Source organism: Acinetobacter towneri (genome assembly GCF_017498585.1).
GTDB classification, from domain to species: domain Bacteria; phylum Pseudomonadota; class Gammaproteobacteria; order Pseudomonadales; family Moraxellaceae; genus Acinetobacter; species Acinetobacter towneri.
The window spans coordinates 478996-496093 of sequence record NZ_CP071766.1 but is presented as its reverse complement, the minus strand read 5'-3'; the positions used below and the strand labels follow the sequence as shown (position 1 = coordinate 496093).

Sequence of the window (17098 nt, the reverse complement as noted above, 5' to 3'; positions counted from 1 at the left end):
GACCCAATACAGCCCAATCTGTTACAGATTCGGAAAACGCAGTGCATCACAGTCGTGAATAAGACCAATGCAAGTCTCCGTAAACAGTTGTGCTGGCGACCATAGCAAGAGTGAACCACCTGATCCCTTCCCGAACTCAGAAGTGAAACCTCTTCGCGCTGATGGTAGTGTGGGGTTACCCATGTGAGAGTAAGTCATCGCCAGCTCATTATTCAAAGCCCCCTTGACATAAACGTCAAGGGGGCTTTTTTATACGGAAAGGAAAATATTAAGAAGAAAAGTAGAAGAAAGAAGTTTAAAACAATATATTTACAATAATAAATTATGTGAAAAATATAGCATATATCAAAATATCATAAATTACTGCAAGTCTATTTAGTCGAATTTATCTACAACTTTAGTCTAGGTTTTTAAGAAAATTAACCAGAGTTAAGTTTTTGCTGTAGACAAAAAGTGAATATTGATTCATTTTATATACAAAAGTGAATAACCATTCATTTTTTATAAAATAAAAAGCTCACAATTGGAGGTGAGGGAAAAATGACAGCAACAACAATGAATGTGAATGCTGTAGTGGATCAAGCAAAGTTTAAACCTTTTCATTTAAAAATTGTACTTTGGTGCGTATTTGTCGTTATTTTTGACGGTTATGATTTGGCGATTAACGGTGTGGCTTTACCACTACTGATGCAAGAATGGAATATGACGGCTGTACAGGCAGGTATGCTTGCGAGTACGGCACTGGCAGGCATGATGTTTGGCGCCATGCTGTTTGGCATGTTGGCAGACAAAATTGGCCGTAAAAATGTCATATTAATTTGTGTGACGTTATTTAGTGGCTTTACTTTTTGGGGCGGCTTTGCATCCAACCCAACAGAGTTTGGTATTTTACGTTTTATTGCAGGTTTAGGGATTGGCGGGGTATTGCCTAACCTCGTGGCTTTAACCTCTGAATATGCACCACAAAAAATGCGTAGTACCTTAGTTACCACCATGTTCAGCGGCTATGCCGTGGGCGGCATTATGGCAGCCTTACTTGGTGCATGGTTGACGCCTAGCTTTGGCTGGGAAGTGATGTTCTATATTGCGGGATTACCGTTACTTATTTTGCCTTTATTGTGGTTTTTCTTACCAGAATCTTTAACTTTTTTGGTGAAAAAACAGCAACATGAAAAAGCGCGTCACATCGTCCAGCAAATTAGCCCACAAGAAAATATCAGCCCACAAACACAATTTGTATTAAATGAAGTACAAACCGCAGATGCCTCAATTGCAGCCTTATTTAAAAATAACCGTGGCATGAGTACTTTGCTGTTTTGGTGCTGCTTCTTTATGTGTTTGTTGATGGTTTATGCTTTGGGCAGTTGGTTGCCAAAACTGATGATGGCAGCAGGTTATTCGCTGGGTAACAGTTTAATGTTCTTAATGGCGATGAACATTGGTGCTGTGATCGGAACCATCAGTGGCGGGATTTTAGCAGACCGTTTCCACTTAAAACCTGTGATTATTGGCATGTTTTTATTGGGCGCATTCTCTCTAGTGGGTCTAGGCTTTAATTCACCACAGCCTGTGATTTATTTATTGGTGGGCTTAGCAGGTGCTTCTGCCATTGGCAGCAGTATTTTATTGTATAGCTTTGTTGCTCAGTATTATCCACTTACGATTCGTTCTACAGGTATCGGCTGTGCTTCTGCGGTGGGGCGTGTCGGTGCGATTGTAGGCCCTATTATTATTGGCGTACTTTTGGGCATGGATTTACCACATAAAATGAACTTTTTGGCGGTGGCGATTCCTGCAGTGATTGGTGCAATTGCAGTAGCACTGATTCGTTTACAAAGTACATCACAGGTGGTGAGTGAGCCAAGCGTGGTTAAAAAAGCCAGCCGATCTTATAGTTAATTGATCGTTAGTGTTTTGGGACTTTGAAATTAAGGAGCATTGCTCCTTAATTTTTTGCCTATTCACTTTGTAGAAGATTTAAGTAAGAAAGTGTGTATCGCTACATTTCTACTGTGCACGAGGTACATTTCATTGATTATGATGTCTTGATTAGCACAAGCAAAGATTGAATGAATAGAGGAGCAATTAGGATGCTCAAGATAAATCGGCAATACTATGGATTTATATGTCTAGTTGTATTGGGTTTAACTACAGGGTGTAATGCGCAAGTTGAGCCGAAACAGAACACGGCTGCTTTAGAGTCAAAATCAACTTCTGCACAAAATTTACAACGCTATCAAATACAGCCAATTGCAGATTTTAATGAGCCGTGGGCATTGGCAGAATTACCCGATGGACGCCTATTAATTACAGAAAAAGCGGGGAAATTAAAACTTTTTGATCCAAAAACAGGTCAAAGCTTAGATGTTCAAGCTATCCCTGAAGTCGCCTATGGCGGACAAGGTGGTTTGGGTGACGTCATTTTAGATCCTGACTTTAAACAGAATCAGCAGATTTATTTAAGTTATGCCGAAGCGGGTGCGGGTGGTTACGGTGCAGTCGTGATTCGGGGCAAGCTTGTATTAGATGCTAAACCCACGCCAAAACTCACCGAAACTCAAAGAATCTGGCAGCAAGTGCCGAAAGTATCGGGACAAGGACATTATGCGCATCGTATAAAGTTTGGGGCAGATGGCAAATTATGGATAAGTTCTGGTGAGCGACAAAAGTTTGAACCTGCTCAGGATTTAAAATCTAATTTAGGTAAAATTTTACGTTTAAATACAGATGGTACAACACCTTTAGACAATCCATTTCAAACACATGGAGAGATTGCCAAGCAAGTCTGGAGTTTGGGGCATCGCAACCCTTTAGGCATGGCATTCGATTCTACAGGGCAGCTTTGGGTTGCAGAAATGGGACCTAAAGGGGGTGATGAGTTGAATCTGATTGCCAAAGGCGAAAACTATGGCTATCCGTTGGTGTCGAACGGTGATCATTATAATGGTTTGCCAATTCCAGACCATGCGACTCGTCCTGAATTTACAGCCCCAGTGCTGGATTGGACGCCTGTCATCTCTCCCTCAAGTTTGATGTTTTATACGGGAGATGTATTTCCACACTGGAAGCATAAAGCCATTCTTGGTGGTTTATCTTCAAAAGCAATTATTGTGGTGGATACGCAAGCACAGCCTGTTCGGGAGTTACAGCGTATCGAGATGGGTCAGCGGATTCGTGGCGTACTTCAAGCACAGGATGGCAATATTTGGGTGATTGAAGATGGTCAATCTGCCAGATTGCTTAAATTGGTGGCTCCATAAAATAAATTTCTTCAGGTCTAAACTTATTTCAAAGTAGGACAAAAAACAAATAGAAAAAAGCCCCAACATCATGTCGGGGCTTTTTCAGATTTATGTTTAGGTATTACTCCTGTTATACCTTTCAGCGTCCTGCCGTTATATTATTTATTATTGTTATTCTTGCTTTTAGAAACATCCTGTTTCTGTATGTGTTAAATATAAAATGAAAGCTGATCTTTGCCTAGCGTCAATTTTCTGCAGTGCATGTAAGCTAAAACGTACAACGATATATCGGTAAAATATAGATCAATAAACTGGATTTATTTAATTTTAAGTGTTTGATTATATTTAATAATTATCTTATTCAATAAAAAATCTCCCAAATTCATTTTCTTGTACTTGGGAGATTTGAACAGCAGAAAGATGCAGTAAGTATGCAAATTGATTACATCAACTTAATACCTTGTTGTCCTGCTGGGGTCACTCTAAAGATTTCAACTTCAAAGGTAATATTTTTACCCGCTAAAGGGTGGTTAAAGTCTACTTCAGTCACATCATCGTTGACAGATTTCACCACGCCATAGAGGCTTTGTTTGGCTTTATCTTCAAACTCAATCATGTGTCCTTCAACTGGACGTTGCTCAAATTTAACCGTATCAAAAGTTTGTACGTTTTCAGGATTCCATGGACCAAATGCTTCTTCAGGTGGAAGACTCACGGTACGACGGTCACCTGCACGTAAACCAAATAATGACTTTTCAAAACCAGGTAATAGGCTGCCATCGCCCATGACCAAACTTACAGGTTCAGCGCGGCTACGGGTGTTGTCAATTTCTACACCATTTTCAATGGCGACAGAAAAGTGCAATTCGACTTTTGAGCCATCTTCAATACGAGTTTCATCATTTGGATTAATAATTTCAGTCATGTTGCGCCTGCGCTCGTTCAATTCGGTGCTTTTCTAGGAAAAACGTATCAATTAACAGCAGAATGGTGCCAAGTGTGATGGCACTGTCTGCAATATTAAAGGCAGGGAAGTGGCTGTTGTTGTAGTACACGTGAATAAAATCGACCACGTAGCCAAGACTGACCCGATCAATTAAATTCCCAATCGCACCGCCTAAAATCAAGGCAATCGCCAAAGGCAGTACGATGACATTTTTTGGCATACGCATTAGCCAAAATACAAAAATTACAGACACTAAACCTGCCAGTGAGGTAAAGAAATAACGTTGCCATCCACCTGCATCGGACAAGAAACTAAAGGCAGCGCCATAGTTATGCAGTAAAGTCCAATTCAAAAAGGGCAATACAGGCACTGGATCTGCGTAATTCAGATGCGATACTGCAATCCATTTGGTCCATTGGTCGAGAATAATCGCGACAATGGACAAGCCCACCCACCATAAATTATGTGGATAGAACTGGAATAAGCCCTTTTTGTGTTGTGGATTAGGCATATTTTCTCTCTTCGCCTTGACCTGTTGGAAGGTTGATAATACAACGTGAGCATAAACCTGGGTGTGCAGAATGTGTATTCACATCAGGAAGTACATGCCAGCAACGTACGCATTTTTCGCCATCTGCTGCAGAAACTTTCACGTTCAAGCCGTCTAAATCAGAGGCTTCACCTTGTGCAGCATCAAAGCCATTCACAATTACTTGTGAGGTAATGAGGACAAAACGCAGCTCATCGCCTAGTTTATCCAATACGGCTTTGAGTTCGTCATTCGCCCAAAGTTCAACTTTAGCAGATAAGTTGGAACCGACTGTTTTGGCGGTACGTGCTGCTTCAATGAATTTATTGACGGCAGATTTCACTGCAATCAGGGTTTGCCATTCCGCTTCTGCCAAGATGTTAGCTTCAGAAGCCACTGGAATGTCATACCATTCTGCAGTGAAGACATATTTTTCTGATTGCTCAGGAATTAGCGGCCATGCTTCTTGTGCAGTAAAGCTTAAGATTGGCGCCATCCAACGAACGAAAGCCTGAACCAAGTGATACAAAGCAGTTTGTGCAGAATGACGTGCTTGCGAGTCTGCTTTGGTGGTGTACTGACGGTCTTTGATGATATCGAGGTAGAAACCACCCAAGTCATTAATACAGAAGTTGGTCAGTGCGCTGGTCACGATATGGAAGTTCATATCTTCATAGGCTTGCTGAATGGTTTTCTGTACTTCTGCGGCACGTTGCAGGATGTATTGATCCAGTGCAATCAACTGATCTACAGGCAGAGCATCTGTAGCGGGTTTGAAACCATTTAAGTTAGCCAACAAGAAACGCAAAGTATTACGGATACGACGATAACCGTCAGAGGCACGGCTAAAGATTTCCTTACCTGCGGTCATTTCATAGCGGTAATCTGCCGATGCAATCCAGAAGCGTAAGCCGTCTGCACCCATGTCTTTAATAATGTCTTGTGGAGTAATGATGTTACCCAACGATTTCGACATTTTGCGACCTTTTTCATCCACTACAAAGCCGTGGGTTAACAAGCCTTTGTATGGTGCGCGTTCATTGATCGCAATTGAGGTGAGCAATGAAGACTGGAACCAGCCACGGTGTTGGTCTGAACCTTCAAGATATAAATCGGCTGGGTCTTGTAACTCTTCACGCTCACGTAGAACTGCATAATGCGTCGTACCTGAGTCGAACCAAACGTCTAAGGTGTCGCGTACTGCATTGTAGTGCTCGGCATCCTCGCCAATGAAGTCTTTGGCTTCACGGTTGTACCAGCCATCAATCCCTTCTTGTTCGATCAGTTTCGCAACTTCTTCGATCAATTCAGGTGTGCGTGGGTGCAATTCGTTGGTGTCTTTATGTACAAAGAATGGAATTGGCACGCCCCAAGTACGTTGACGTGAAATACACCAGTCTGGGCGACCTTCAATCATCGCTTGGATACGGTTTTTACCCCAATCAGGTACAAAGCTGATGTCATTTTCAATCGCATTCAGTGCGCCTTGACGTAAACCTTTGGCATCCATGCTGATAAACCATTGTGGTGTAGCGCGGAAAATAATTGGAGTTTTATGACGCCAGCAGTGCGGATAGCTGTGTTTGATTGGGTGATGTGCCCACAGCTTATTGTTTTCTGCCAAAGTCGCAATAATTTGTGGATTGGCTTTGTAGATGTGTTCGCCTGCAAAGATTGGTGCAGTAGGTAAATATACGCCATTGCCACCGACAGGATTGTCAACTTTTAGGTTGTATTGTAAGCCAACTTTATAGTCGTCCACACCATGTCCAGGCGCGGTATGTACTGCACCTGTACCGCTTGTTGCGGTCACGTGTTCACCTAAAATCACAGGTACTTGGCGTGCTTGAATCAGTGGATGTTGTAAGATCAGGTTTTCGAGTTTGTCACCTGTGAAGTCAGCCAATACTTCATAGCTGCTAAAGCCATAGCGTTCAGTTGCTGACAGTACCAATTCTTTGGCCAAAATAAAGTTTTGTGGTGCTTTTTCATCGGCACGTGCCTTCACCAATTGGTATTCAATTTCGGCATGTAATGCAACGGCTTGGTTCGCAGGTAAAGTCCACGGTGTAGTCGTCCAAATGACGATGTCAGTGGCATCATTCACTTGCACATCCAAACGTGCAGATAAATCGGCTAAATCGACCACAGCAAAACCGACATCAATTGCATCGGATTTTTTATCTTCATATTCAACTTCGGCTTCTGCCAATGCAGAACCACAGTCCAAACACCAGTTCACAGGTTTAAGACCCGGTTCAATATGACCTGCTTTGGCAATTGCACCCAATGAACGCACGATATCGGCTTCTTGCTTGAAGTTCATGGTGAGGTAAGGATTGTCCCAATCACCAAATACACCCATACGCACGAAGTCTTTTTTCTGTAATTCGACTTGGGTGTAAGCATATTCGCGACAGGCTTTACGGAAAGTCGAAGCATCGACTTTTACACCCACCTTACCCACTTTTTCTTCTACTTTAAGTTCAATTGGTAAACCGTGACAGTCCCAACCCGGAACGTAGGGTGCGTCAAAACCATCCATGACACGGCTTTTAATAATAATGTCTTTCAGGACTTTATTGACCGCGTGACCCAAGTGAATTTGACCATTGGCATACGGAGGGCCATCGTGAAGCACATATTTTTTCTTGCCAATACGCGATGCACGAATCTGCTGATAAATGTTGTCGGCATACCACTCTTCTAACCATTTCGCTTCACGTACTGCGAGATTTGCTTTCATTGCAAATTCAGTACCTGGGAGGTTTAGCGTGGCTTTATAATCCACTGCATTTTCAGGAGTTTGCTTATCGCTCATGCAAGTTGTCTTCCAGTTGAATCAGCCCATGGACTGACGCGTTTTACATTAAATATTTAGGGTAAATTAAAAAGGGAAATTTGGATGATCTTGTCGAAATTCAAGAAGTTTTTCAACATCATCATCAATTCCCGCTTTAAGTGCTTCAAGCGAAGGGTAGTTTTTTTCGCCATGTAAATAGTTTAAAAACGTGACCCGCATTAACAAGCCATACAGATTAGCAGAAACATTGGGGAAATGTACTTCTAATCGCCATTCGGGATGTTCTTGCTTGATGGCAGGACGAGTTCCGACATGCCCTGCACCAAATAAACTGTTTGGGCTGTAGCCTGCAACACCTGTTTTGCTAGGATGTGCATTGCTGACTGTGTCGGTTAAGGAGGTGGTTTCGCAGACCACTTCAACGCCATAAATGCCATTTAAGCAGGGTTTATGGCGGTTTAAGCGTACATTAATGGTTGGAAAATCAAGTGTGCGACCAATTTGATCGCCATATTGGACGCGCCCTGTAATGCTATATGGGCGTCCAAGCAGTTTGGCTGCCAGTGCCAAATCACCTGCTTGTAAAGTTTGACGAATACGAGTTGAGCTAACACGCTCACCATTCAGTTCAATGGTGTTTAAATTGGTGACCTGAAAGCCATAGTTGCGTAAAAATTCGCTATTGCCTTGACGGTTTTTGCCAAAATGAAAATCATCACCCAAAACTAAATGTGTGGCATTTAAGCTATTTTTTAAAAGGTGGGCAAAGGCTTCGGCACTTAAACTACGGAAGTGATTGTCAAACTTGGCCACGGCAATATAGTCGATGCCCAATTCAGTCAGATATTCGACTTTTTCCCGCAAAGAACTGATACGTGGCGGGGCATCATAACCTTTAAAAAATTCCAGTGGTTGTGGTTCAAATAGCATCACTACCGTTTTTAGTTGTTGTGCGGCAGCCACTGCTTTGAGTTGTTGAATCATCGCCTGATGACCGACATGCACGCCATCAAAATTGCCAATGGTCACGGCAGTTTGAGCTAAGTCGGTGGTAGAAGATAAAGCATTCAGGCGGAGCAGCTGCATGGTCGAATGAAAGTTGAAAATTTGTAAGAGCTATATATTGCCATATTCTCGCGCTTTCGTCTTGTTGTTGTGTTTTTAACCTGAAAAATTATCGAAAAATCAGGCAAAATCCGACAATTTAATCTGCAAATCGCAATCGGGTTTGCACCGCATTCAAATTTCTTTTCTAATGGGGCGGTTTTAATGAACTGCACGAGTAGATGGCTATGAATTCTGATTTTGCTTTAATTATGGCATTGCCCAGTGAGTCTAAAGGCTTGTTTGAGCAAGCTGGGATTCAGGTGCATTACAGTGGCATTGGTAAAGTGAATGCCGCATTTAAAGCCTTTGAAGTGATTCAGAAAACAGGCTGTAAAACCTTGCTCAATTTAGGCACTGCGGGCAGCTCCCATTTTGATGCGCATGCTTTGGTGGAAGTGAGTCAGTTTGTGCAGCGCGATATGGATGTTTCTCCGTTGGGTTTTCAGGTGGGGGTCACGCCTATGGATCAGGAGCATCCTGCAGAAATTGAGCTGGAACGCTATTTTGAGCATTTACCTAACGGAATTTGCGGTACAGGCGATAGCTTTGAAACGGGGACATCGAAAGTGCCGTGTCAGCTGGTCGATATGGAAGGCTATGCGATTGCCAAAGTCTGTAAAAAACTAGGCGTGCGCATGTTGTCGGTCAAATATATTACCGATGGTGCCAATGATACGGCACATTTAGACTGGGAAGAAAACTTGTTGCTAGGCGCACAAAAATTATTATCGTTATATCAAAGTGTTAAGTAATACAGTTGCCCAAAACGCCACGACCCGAGTAAAAACTAGGGTCGTGAGCTAAATTCGGATATTTGTTCAGGTTGGCGCGATTATTCTTGCGCTTCCTGTGCTGGTTCAGCCGTGACAACAGTTGCTTCTGTAGCATTGATTTCGTCCTGACGAGGCACAATACCGTACAACATCATGTGAACCGTGTGTTGTAAAACGCGTTGCAGCATACTGCGGTTACGCAAGGTTTTACCTGTGACCATTTCCATTTGTGTGGCAAAGTCAGCATAGTTTTGGGTAATGGCCCAAATATTCAAAATGAGCAGTTCAGGGTCAATCTGTTTCGACAGTTTGCCTTGTTCTTGCCACATGGTAATGACTTTGGCTTTGCGTTTTACCAGTTTTTTCAGAGGACCTTTTAAAATTTCCTGAATATGTGGCGCACCTTGAATCACTTCTAAAGCAAATAGACGTGATGCTTTCGGTTGAGTACGGGAAACCTCAATTTTCTGTAACAGATAATTGGTAATCGCTTCTTCTGGCTCAAGTTCGGCTTCAAGCATTTGTAAAGGCGCAAGCCATTTTTGTAGTACTGTGGTCAGTACTTCAACATAGAGCGCCTCTTTATTTTCATAATAATAGAAAATATTCGACTTATGCATTTCTGCAATTTGTGCGATTTCATCCAAACTTGCACCGCTAAACCCGTATAAGGAAAATACGTCGAGTGCAGCATTGAGAAGCTGATGGCGTTTTTGTGTACTCTTTTTTTGTTCCATTCGTAATTTTAAAACAATGAAAAAAGGGAATTATTAATTGTACGGCAAATCGTCAGTCTTGTGCATCATTAAAAGATGTATTTTTAAAATATTTATAATTTATTCTGTAGTTTAGCTATGCAATCAGTCAAAAAACCAATTAGGGTTGGGGAGTATATTTGCTCATGTATTTTTTGACTAAATGATTAGCGTTTGTTGATTTTATTTATAAATGGTAAAAGTGAAGTTTTACGGTGCTTAAGCTTGGGTTTGTTTAAAAAAATTAAAGAATGAATCGAGTGCCTTAATCAAGAGGAATAGATGAGCATTTGTATTGCCCTAACAATGGGAGAATCTAGCCCATTGTTAGCGTCAAGATTATTCAGTTGCCAATACTGCACTTAAGACCTGTTGTTCTAATGTGGCAAATTGCACACTTTTTTGGCGTGGTCGTGCCAGTGGCACCTGAAACTGTTGGGCAATACGTCCCTGATCGAGCAAAATAATCCGATCAGCCAGTTGTACGGCTTCACTGACATCGTGCGTGACTAAAATGGCGGTGAAACCTTGTTCGAGCCAAAGTTGCTCTATCAGGTTCTGCATTTCTAAACGTGTCAGGGCATCTAATGCGCCTAAGGGTTCATCAAGCAATAAAATGCGTGGTCGATGTGACAGAGCACGTGCTAAAGCCACACGTTGACGTTGTCCTCCTGAAAGTTGGCTTGGCCATAAATCGGCCTTCGCTTGCAGACCGACCTTTTCAAGTAAGTTGGCGGCTTCTGCATGTTGAGCGTTGGCCAAACCCAGTTGTACGTTCTGTTGGATATTACGCCAAGGCAATAGGCGAGGGTCTTGGAACATGACCCGTATATCATCGGATGTAATGCCTTCTCGAATATGTCGTGCTGACTTAAATTGAATGGAACCATAGCTGGCTTGTTCAAGATCGGCTATTAGACGCAGCAAGGTACTTTTACCACAGCCACTGCGTCCAACAATTGCCAGAAACTCACCAGGCTGAATATGCAAATTTAAGTCGGTTAAAACCTGAACTGAACCATAAAACTTGTGCAGTTGTTCAATGAGAATTTCTGCACCCATTGTATTGTTGTACTGCGCAGTTGGAGATTGGTGAGGGAGGTCTGTGCTGTGTACATGACGTCCCAAGCTTAAATCTGTCATGGGGATAATCCTTATTTTTGATAGGCTGGATGCCAGCGTAGTAAATACTTTTCTAACAGTACCGCGAACACATCGGCCAGTTTACCCAGCAGGGCGTAAAGTAAAATACCCACCAGTACAATATCGGTTTGTAGGAATTCGCGTGCATTCATGGTCATATAGCCAATGCCTGCCTGAGCAGAAATTGTTTCTGCCACAATTAACAGAACCCACACCAAACCAAGCGAAAAACGTAAACCGACTAAAATAGACGGCATCGCCCCGGGTAAAATAATGTCTTTATACAATTGCCAGCGGGTGAGCCCATAACTTTTACCCATTTCCAGCAACTGTGAATCTACAGAACGAATTCCGTGGTAGGTGTTGATATAGACTGGGAAAAACACCCCCACAGCAACTAAAAATAATTTGGCTGTTTCATCAATACCAAACCATAAAATCACCAGTGGAATCAGTGCCAGTGCAGGAATGTTGCGAATCATTTGTAAGGTGGTGTCAAGCAGCGTCGAGGCTGTTTTAGATGAGCCGTTGAGTAAGCCTAACAGCAGTCCTAATCCACCACCAATCAGCAAGCCTAGCAGGGCACGCCCTGCACTGACTTGAACGTGTTGCGCTAATTCACCACTGCTAAGTAACGTCCAAAAGGCACTGAGTACTGCACTTGGTGCGGGTAAAATGCGGCTTTGCAAAAGGCCTGTGCTTGAGGCCAGTTGCCACAAGGCAATTAAAGCGATGGGGAACAACCACGGCAGCAGTTGTTGTCCAATCAATGTTCCACGTGAAACCTTTTGCGCTTTGCCTAAACTTGAGGGTATTTGCTGACTCATTCGACTTGCTCCAGTTTACGCTGTGCAGATGTATGAGCAGCAGGTACATATTGATTTGCTACAATTTCACCAAAAGGACCAGTTAAATTAGGTTGAGCCAGTTTCTTTTGGGTTTCCAGTGGTAACAGTGGGAAAACCAACTCAGCAAAGCGAATAGACTCTTCCAAATGCGGATAACCAGAGAAAATAAAGGTACTGATGCCTAAGTCTGCATATTCCTGAATGCGAGCTGCCACCGTTTCAGGGTCGCCTACCAAGGCCGTTCCTGCACCACCACGGACCAAACCAACACCTGCCCACAGGTTAGGCGATACTTCCAGCTGGCTACGATTCCCTTGATGCAATGCCGCCATGCGACGTTGTCCAACCGAGTCCATGGCTTGGAACTTAGCCTGTGCTGAGGCAATGGTGGCATCATCTACATATTGAATCAGGTCTTCTGCTGCTTGCCATGCTTCGGCATTGGTTTCACGAACAATCACATGCAAGCGAATGCCGTAATTTAAACTGCGTCCTTTAGCAGCTGCTTTGGCTTTTAATAGTTCAAGTTTTTCTTTGACTGCAGCAGGTGGTTCACCCCAGGTTAAATAGGTATCCACCTGTTCGCTGGCCAGCTCAATGGCTGCTTCAGAGGAACCACCAAACCATAGTGGCGGATGTGGATGTTGTACAGGTGGATATAGCAATTTAGCATCATCAACCTGTAAGCGTTTGCCATGAAAACTGAACGACTCACCTGAATGTGAACGGCTTAAAATTTCACGCCAAATGTGGGTGTATTCTGCCGCAGTTTGATAACGGGTGCTGTGATCTTCATAGAGCCCATCACCTTTGAGCTCTTGTTCATCGCCACCTGTGACCAAATTCAGTAAAAGACGACCATGTGATAGTCGGTCAAAGGTTGCAGCCATGCGTGCCGCCAACGCAGGTGTGGTAATACCTGGACGTAATGCCACCAAAAATTTGAGCTTTTGTGTGGCGTCAATCAGACTGGCTGCAGTAATCCACGGATCTTCACAAGAACGGCCTGTAGGAATTAAAACCCCTTCATAACCCAAATGTTCAACAGTCAGTGCGATTTGTTTCATATAGGCATGATCAACTTGGCGAGCGCCCTTGTTGGTACCTAAATAACGACTGTCACCGTGGGTAGGAATAAACCAAAAAATTTTCATCTTAATATCCTTGTTGTGTATGTTTAAGGTGTAATGCTGTGCTGGTCTTTCCAAACCACACTTTGAATTTTGATAGACTGCGGAATCAGTTGGTCTTGCTGAAAGCTGTTGGCAATGTGTTGTTGTGATTGAATGACCTGATTGTTCAGCGGGTAAATTGGAGATGGTTTTAAGCGTTGCTGAAATACGGGTGTGGCAATATGTGGTGCTAAACCTGTACTTTGGGTGTAAATAGACAAAGCCTGATCTTGATGCTGAAGAATCCATTGATCTGCAGCATTCAAGCTAGCTAAAACCTTGCTGACCGCGTGAGGGTGCTGTTGTATAAACTTAGGATTACCAATATAGAAGGCATAACTTTTTGGGAATGCTGTGCCATCAATCAAGACCTGTGCTTGCGCATCGAGCTTGGCAGCACTTAAAAATGGATCCCAAATGACCCAAGCATCAATGCTGTTTTTATCAAATGCTGCACGAGCTTCTGCAGGCGCAAGCCAAATAGGTTGAATGTCTTTCCAGCTTAGCTGGGCTTGCTTTAATACTTTGCCCAATAATTCATGCGCACTAGAGCCTTTTTGCACGGCAATGCGTTTGCCTTTTAAATCTTGCAACGATTGAATCGGGCTGCCTGATGGAACGACCAAAGCCTGTGAATTTGGGGTCACCACTTCATAACCGACATAGCGAATATCTTTGCCTGCAGCTTGGGCAAAAATAGGCGGGGTGTTGCCCACGTAGCCAAAATCTACAGCACCCACCGCTAAGGCTTCTAGCATTTGTGGGCCAGCAGGAAACTCTTTCCAGTCAACTTTGACATTGGGCAGCTGCTGCTCAAATAACTTTTGCTGACGAGCAACCAGTAAATTTAAAGCAGACTTTTGGTAACCAATGCTGAGATGTTGTAGAGGGGCAGCAGAACTTTTTGCTGAATCAGCATTGGCTGAAATTTTTTCACAGCCTGTGAAGCCTAGACTGAATAGACCTAAACTGAATAATGTGAATGTTTGTAGCGCTTTCATTGAAACTGTCCTGATTTTTTGTTTTATGGCGATGTGCTTGTTGTGGGTTTTAAAATTGCAGCTTGAATGTCAATTTTTTGTGGAATTAACTTTTGTTGATAGAAGGCATCTGCAACTTGCTGTTGTTGTTGAACCACTTGCGCAGAAATGTTTTGCACACCAAAACCCATGCGGGCAATAGAACGACTCAAAATATCGACCGATAAACCCGTTGGTTTTTCTAAGAGTTGTGCCGCCTGTTGAGGATGTTGCTGAATCCACTGTGTGGTGGTATTCAGTTGCTGCACCACTGTGTTTAACAATTCAGGATGGGCTTCGGAAAATTGACGATCTGCCAAATAAAACTGATGATTGCTCACCAAGTTTTGCCCTGTGGCCAGAATACGTGCACCGAGCTGTTGTTCTGCCGCAGCAAAGAACGGATCCCAAATGACCCATGCATCGACAGCACCACGCTCAAATGCAGCGCGGGCATCGGCAGGGGGTAAATACACCACATGAATATCTTCAAGTTTGAGCTGATGCGCTTGCAAAACTTTTAACAGCAGATAATGCACATTGGAACCTTTATTGAGTGCAATACGTTTGCCTTTTAAATCTTGGACAGACTGAAGGTTTGAATTTTTGGGTACTATTAGCGCTTCAGCCAAAGGTGCAGCAGGTTGATTAGCCACGTAGACCAAGTTGGCTTGTGCTGCTTGTGCAAAAATAGGCGGTGCTTCCCCCGCTTCCCCAAAAACCACACTGCCGACATTTAAGCCTTCTAAGAGCTGAGGGCCTGCAGGAAATTCTACCCAATTAATTTTGACGTTCTGATTTTTAAGGGCATTTTCTAGTACGGCACGTTCTTTGACAATTGGCAAAATACCGTATTTTTGATAGCCAATATTTAAGGTGATTTGATTGGCAGCTTGGTTTGGAGTACAGCCTGAGAGCAGCATGATTCCGACCCAAGCCGTAGATGTAAAAATCGTTTTTTTCCAAAAAGATGTCGAAATTGGGTACATGCAAATGTGCTCCTGAAAATAAACCCCAACGGGTGTAGCGGGCTGGATGACACATACGCTAAACAGGTTTGTTTTTTGAAAAAAATAATAAATTGGAAATTTCTAAGCAGAAATTGAGATAAATAAAAAAGTGCAAACCTTATGTTTAAAACTGCACAAATTGTAGGAGGATAGTCAGCAGTATTTATTTTTAAGTTTATGATTTTTATTGCTTATTTTTATTATTGAAGTTGAGAGATAAATATAGTGAATTTACAGCTAAGGCTTTGTTTTCAAAATAGAAGTATTTTTTTGAACTGGTTGCATAAGCTTATGCAAAATTGAGCTATATCGCCTACAGGCAAAAAGTCACTTTATAGTGACTTTTTGCAAACAATGGAGTTGCGTTGATAGTTATATAAGGCCTGACGGGCATCGGGCAGTTCATCGACACTGGCAGGGGAAAAGCCTTGTTCTAAAAACCAATGTGCGGTGCGGGTAGTCAAAATAAACAACTGCTGAATACCCATGGCTTTGGCTTTATCTTCTAAATAATCCAGAATTTGGCGGCCACGGTTCGATTTACGATAAGCAGGATGCACGGCCACGCAGGCAATTTCAGCAGACCTTAATTCATTGCCTGTGGTAGGAATAGGGTAGAGTGCTGCACAGGCTAGAATCATGCCATCTCGCTCAATCACTGCAAATTGCCCAATTTCATTTTCCAGACGTTCACGTGAGCGATACACCAATACACCTTCTTCTTCTAAAGGGCGTAATAGTCGAATCAGACCGCCAACATCTTGAATATTGGCTGTACGTACTTCTTCATAATGTGCATCACTGACCATCGTGCCTGAACCATCGCGGGTAAATAGCTCTTCTAATAATGCACCATCATAAGCATAAGAAATCAGATGTACACGATGCACGCCGTTGAGCGAAGCCTCTTGTGCTGCATTTAAGTGTAGTGCCAATTCAGGATGATGCTGTTGCGCAGCCTGAATATATTGATTTAAGTGTTGTGGGTGAATTTCACGTTGCAATTGCCTTTCGGTATTCACTAATCCGTGCTGTTCGCCTAAGAAAATGAGCTTATCAGCTTTTAAATGAATGGCAGTTTTGGTGGCGACTTCTTCTGCCAAAAGATTAAACACTTCACCTGTGCTGGAATAGCCTGTAGGCCCTAACAACACAATATTGTGGTTTTCTAAATGGCGCTGAATGGCATCGGTATCGACACTGCGGACTTCACCTGTGAGTTGGTAATCGACCCCATCACGGATGCCATACGGTTTGGCGGTAATGAAGTTACCCGACACCACATCGATACGTGCGCCATACATGGGAGAGTTGGCCAGCCCCATCGACAATAAGGCTTCAATTTGCAGACGAATTGAACCCACCGCATTCATCACACAGGATAATGACTCACGTGTGGTGACACGACGTTGCAAATGAAAAGGGGTGTCAATTTGGCTGAATTTCAGATTTTGATTAATTTGTGGACGTGCGCCGTGGACCAAAATCAGACGAATTCCCAGCGAATGCAGCAGGGCAATATCGTGAATAATATGCTGAAAATTTTCATGCAGCACCGCTTCGCCATCGAACATGATCACGAAGGTTTTATTGCGATGGGCATTGATATAAGGCGCAGAATGTCGAAACCAATGCACATATTGTAAGGTTGTGCTGTGAGGGTTTTCTGCTGAAGTCATGCGCTGGCCTATTTCAATGATCGAGTGCTGTCTTTGATTCTAATCAAAAAAATCTGTAGCGGAAGTCTAAAT

14 protein-coding genes and 1 rRNA gene are annotated in these 17098 nt (G+C 43.0%); 4 read left to right on the top strand and 11 right to left on the bottom strand.

Annotated elements, in window-relative coordinates; all coding sequences use genetic code 11:
- Nucleotides 1–91 precede the first annotated feature (91 nt).
- From rrf to J4G44_RS02410, 3 genes are all read left to right on the top strand, one after another.
- Nucleotides 92–206: ribosomal RNA gene (gene rrf, locus J4G44_RS02420) — 5S ribosomal RNA — on the top strand.
- Nucleotides 207–540: 334 nt separating this feature from the next.
- Nucleotides 541–1899: an MFS transporter gene (locus tag J4G44_RS02415; protein ID WP_004974034.1), complete on the top strand. Its 1359-nt coding sequence runs from the start codon at nucleotides 541–543 to the stop codon at nucleotides 1897–1899.
- Between the two features lie 191 nt (nucleotides 1900–2090).
- On the top strand, nucleotides 2091–3260 hold the full coding sequence (locus J4G44_RS02410) for a PQQ-dependent sugar dehydrogenase (RefSeq protein ID WP_180061287.1): 1170 nt from the start codon (nucleotides 2091–2093) through the stop codon (nucleotides 3258–3260).
- 424 nt (nucleotides 3261–3684) lie between these two features.
- Here the strand turns inward: J4G44_RS02410 and J4G44_RS02405 are convergent, their stop codons facing one another.
- From J4G44_RS02405 to ribF, 4 genes are all read right to left on the bottom strand, one after another.
- Entirely contained in the window at nucleotides 3685–4167 is a 483-nt protein-coding gene (locus J4G44_RS02405) for an FKBP-type peptidyl-prolyl cis-trans isomerase (protein WP_179990202.1), read from the bottom strand.
- Nucleotides 4160–4699 (bottom strand): signal peptidase II, encoded by a 540-nt coding sequence (gene lspA, locus J4G44_RS02400; protein WP_004974039.1) that lies wholly within the window; start codon nucleotides 4697–4699, stop codon nucleotides 4160–4162. Before lspA ends, J4G44_RS02405 begins: the two co-directional genes overlap by 8 nt.
- Nucleotides 4692–7538, bottom strand: a complete 2847-nt coding sequence (gene ileS, locus J4G44_RS02395) for an isoleucine--tRNA ligase (RefSeq protein WP_179990749.1) — start codon at nucleotides 7536–7538, stop codon at nucleotides 4692–4694. The genes lspA and ileS overlap by 8 nt, the downstream gene beginning before the upstream one ends.
- 66 nt (nucleotides 7539–7604) lie before the next feature.
- Complete coding sequence (gene ribF / locus J4G44_RS02390; protein WP_179990748.1) at nucleotides 7605–8606, bottom strand: riboflavin biosynthesis protein RibF; 1002 nt, start codon at nucleotides 8604–8606, stop codon at nucleotides 7605–7607.
- 206 nt (nucleotides 8607–8812) lie between these two features.
- On the opposite strand from ribF, the gene J4G44_RS02385 reads away from it, so the two are divergent.
- A complete protein-coding gene (locus tag J4G44_RS02385) occupies nucleotides 8813–9379 on the top strand; it encodes a phosphorylase family protein (protein ID WP_207973940.1) in 567 nt (188 codons plus the stop codon).
- An 80-nt stretch (nucleotides 9380–9459) separates the two neighbouring features.
- On the opposite strand, the gene J4G44_RS02380 is transcribed toward J4G44_RS02385, so the two are convergent.
- From J4G44_RS02380 to argA, 7 genes are all read right to left on the bottom strand, one after another.
- The gene (locus J4G44_RS02380; protein WP_104852769.1) at nucleotides 9460–10137 is read right to left on the bottom strand and encodes a TetR family transcriptional regulator C-terminal domain-containing protein; all 678 of its coding nucleotides are present in this window, start codon (nucleotides 10135–10137) and stop codon (nucleotides 9460–9462) included.
- A 357-nt stretch (nucleotides 10138–10494) separates the two neighbouring features.
- Nucleotides 10495–11217, bottom strand: coding sequence for an ABC transporter ATP-binding protein (locus J4G44_RS02375; protein WP_371971162.1), 723 nt, complete (start codon nucleotides 11215–11217; stop codon nucleotides 10495–10497).
- Nucleotides 11218–11309: 92 nt separating this feature from the next.
- Nucleotides 11310–12125: an aliphatic sulfonate ABC transporter permease SsuC gene (gene ssuC, locus J4G44_RS02370; RefSeq protein ID WP_131261248.1), complete on the bottom strand. Its 816-nt coding sequence runs from the start codon at nucleotides 12123–12125 to the stop codon at nucleotides 11310–11312.
- On the bottom strand, nucleotides 12122–13300 hold the full coding sequence (gene ssuD / locus J4G44_RS02365; protein ID WP_131261247.1) for an FMNH2-dependent alkanesulfonate monooxygenase: 1179 nt from the start codon (nucleotides 13298–13300) through the stop codon (nucleotides 12122–12124). Before ssuD ends, ssuC begins: the two co-directional genes overlap by 4 nt.
- Before the next feature lie 23 nt (nucleotides 13301–13323).
- On the bottom strand, nucleotides 13324–14319 hold the full coding sequence (locus tag J4G44_RS02360) for an aliphatic sulfonate ABC transporter substrate-binding protein (protein WP_179994345.1): 996 nt from the start codon (nucleotides 14317–14319) through the stop codon (nucleotides 13324–13326).
- Nucleotides 14320–14342: 23 nt separating this feature from the next.
- Nucleotides 14343–15326: a sulfonate ABC transporter substrate-binding protein gene (locus tag J4G44_RS02355; protein ID WP_131261245.1), complete on the bottom strand. Its 984-nt coding sequence runs from the start codon at nucleotides 15324–15326 to the stop codon at nucleotides 14343–14345.
- A gap of 353 nt (nucleotides 15327–15679) precedes the next feature.
- The gene (gene argA / locus J4G44_RS02350) at nucleotides 15680–17026 is read right to left on the bottom strand and encodes an amino-acid N-acetyltransferase (RefSeq protein WP_131261244.1); all 1347 of its coding nucleotides are present in this window, start codon (nucleotides 17024–17026) and stop codon (nucleotides 15680–15682) included.
- Nucleotides 17027–17098 lie beyond the last annotated feature (72 nt).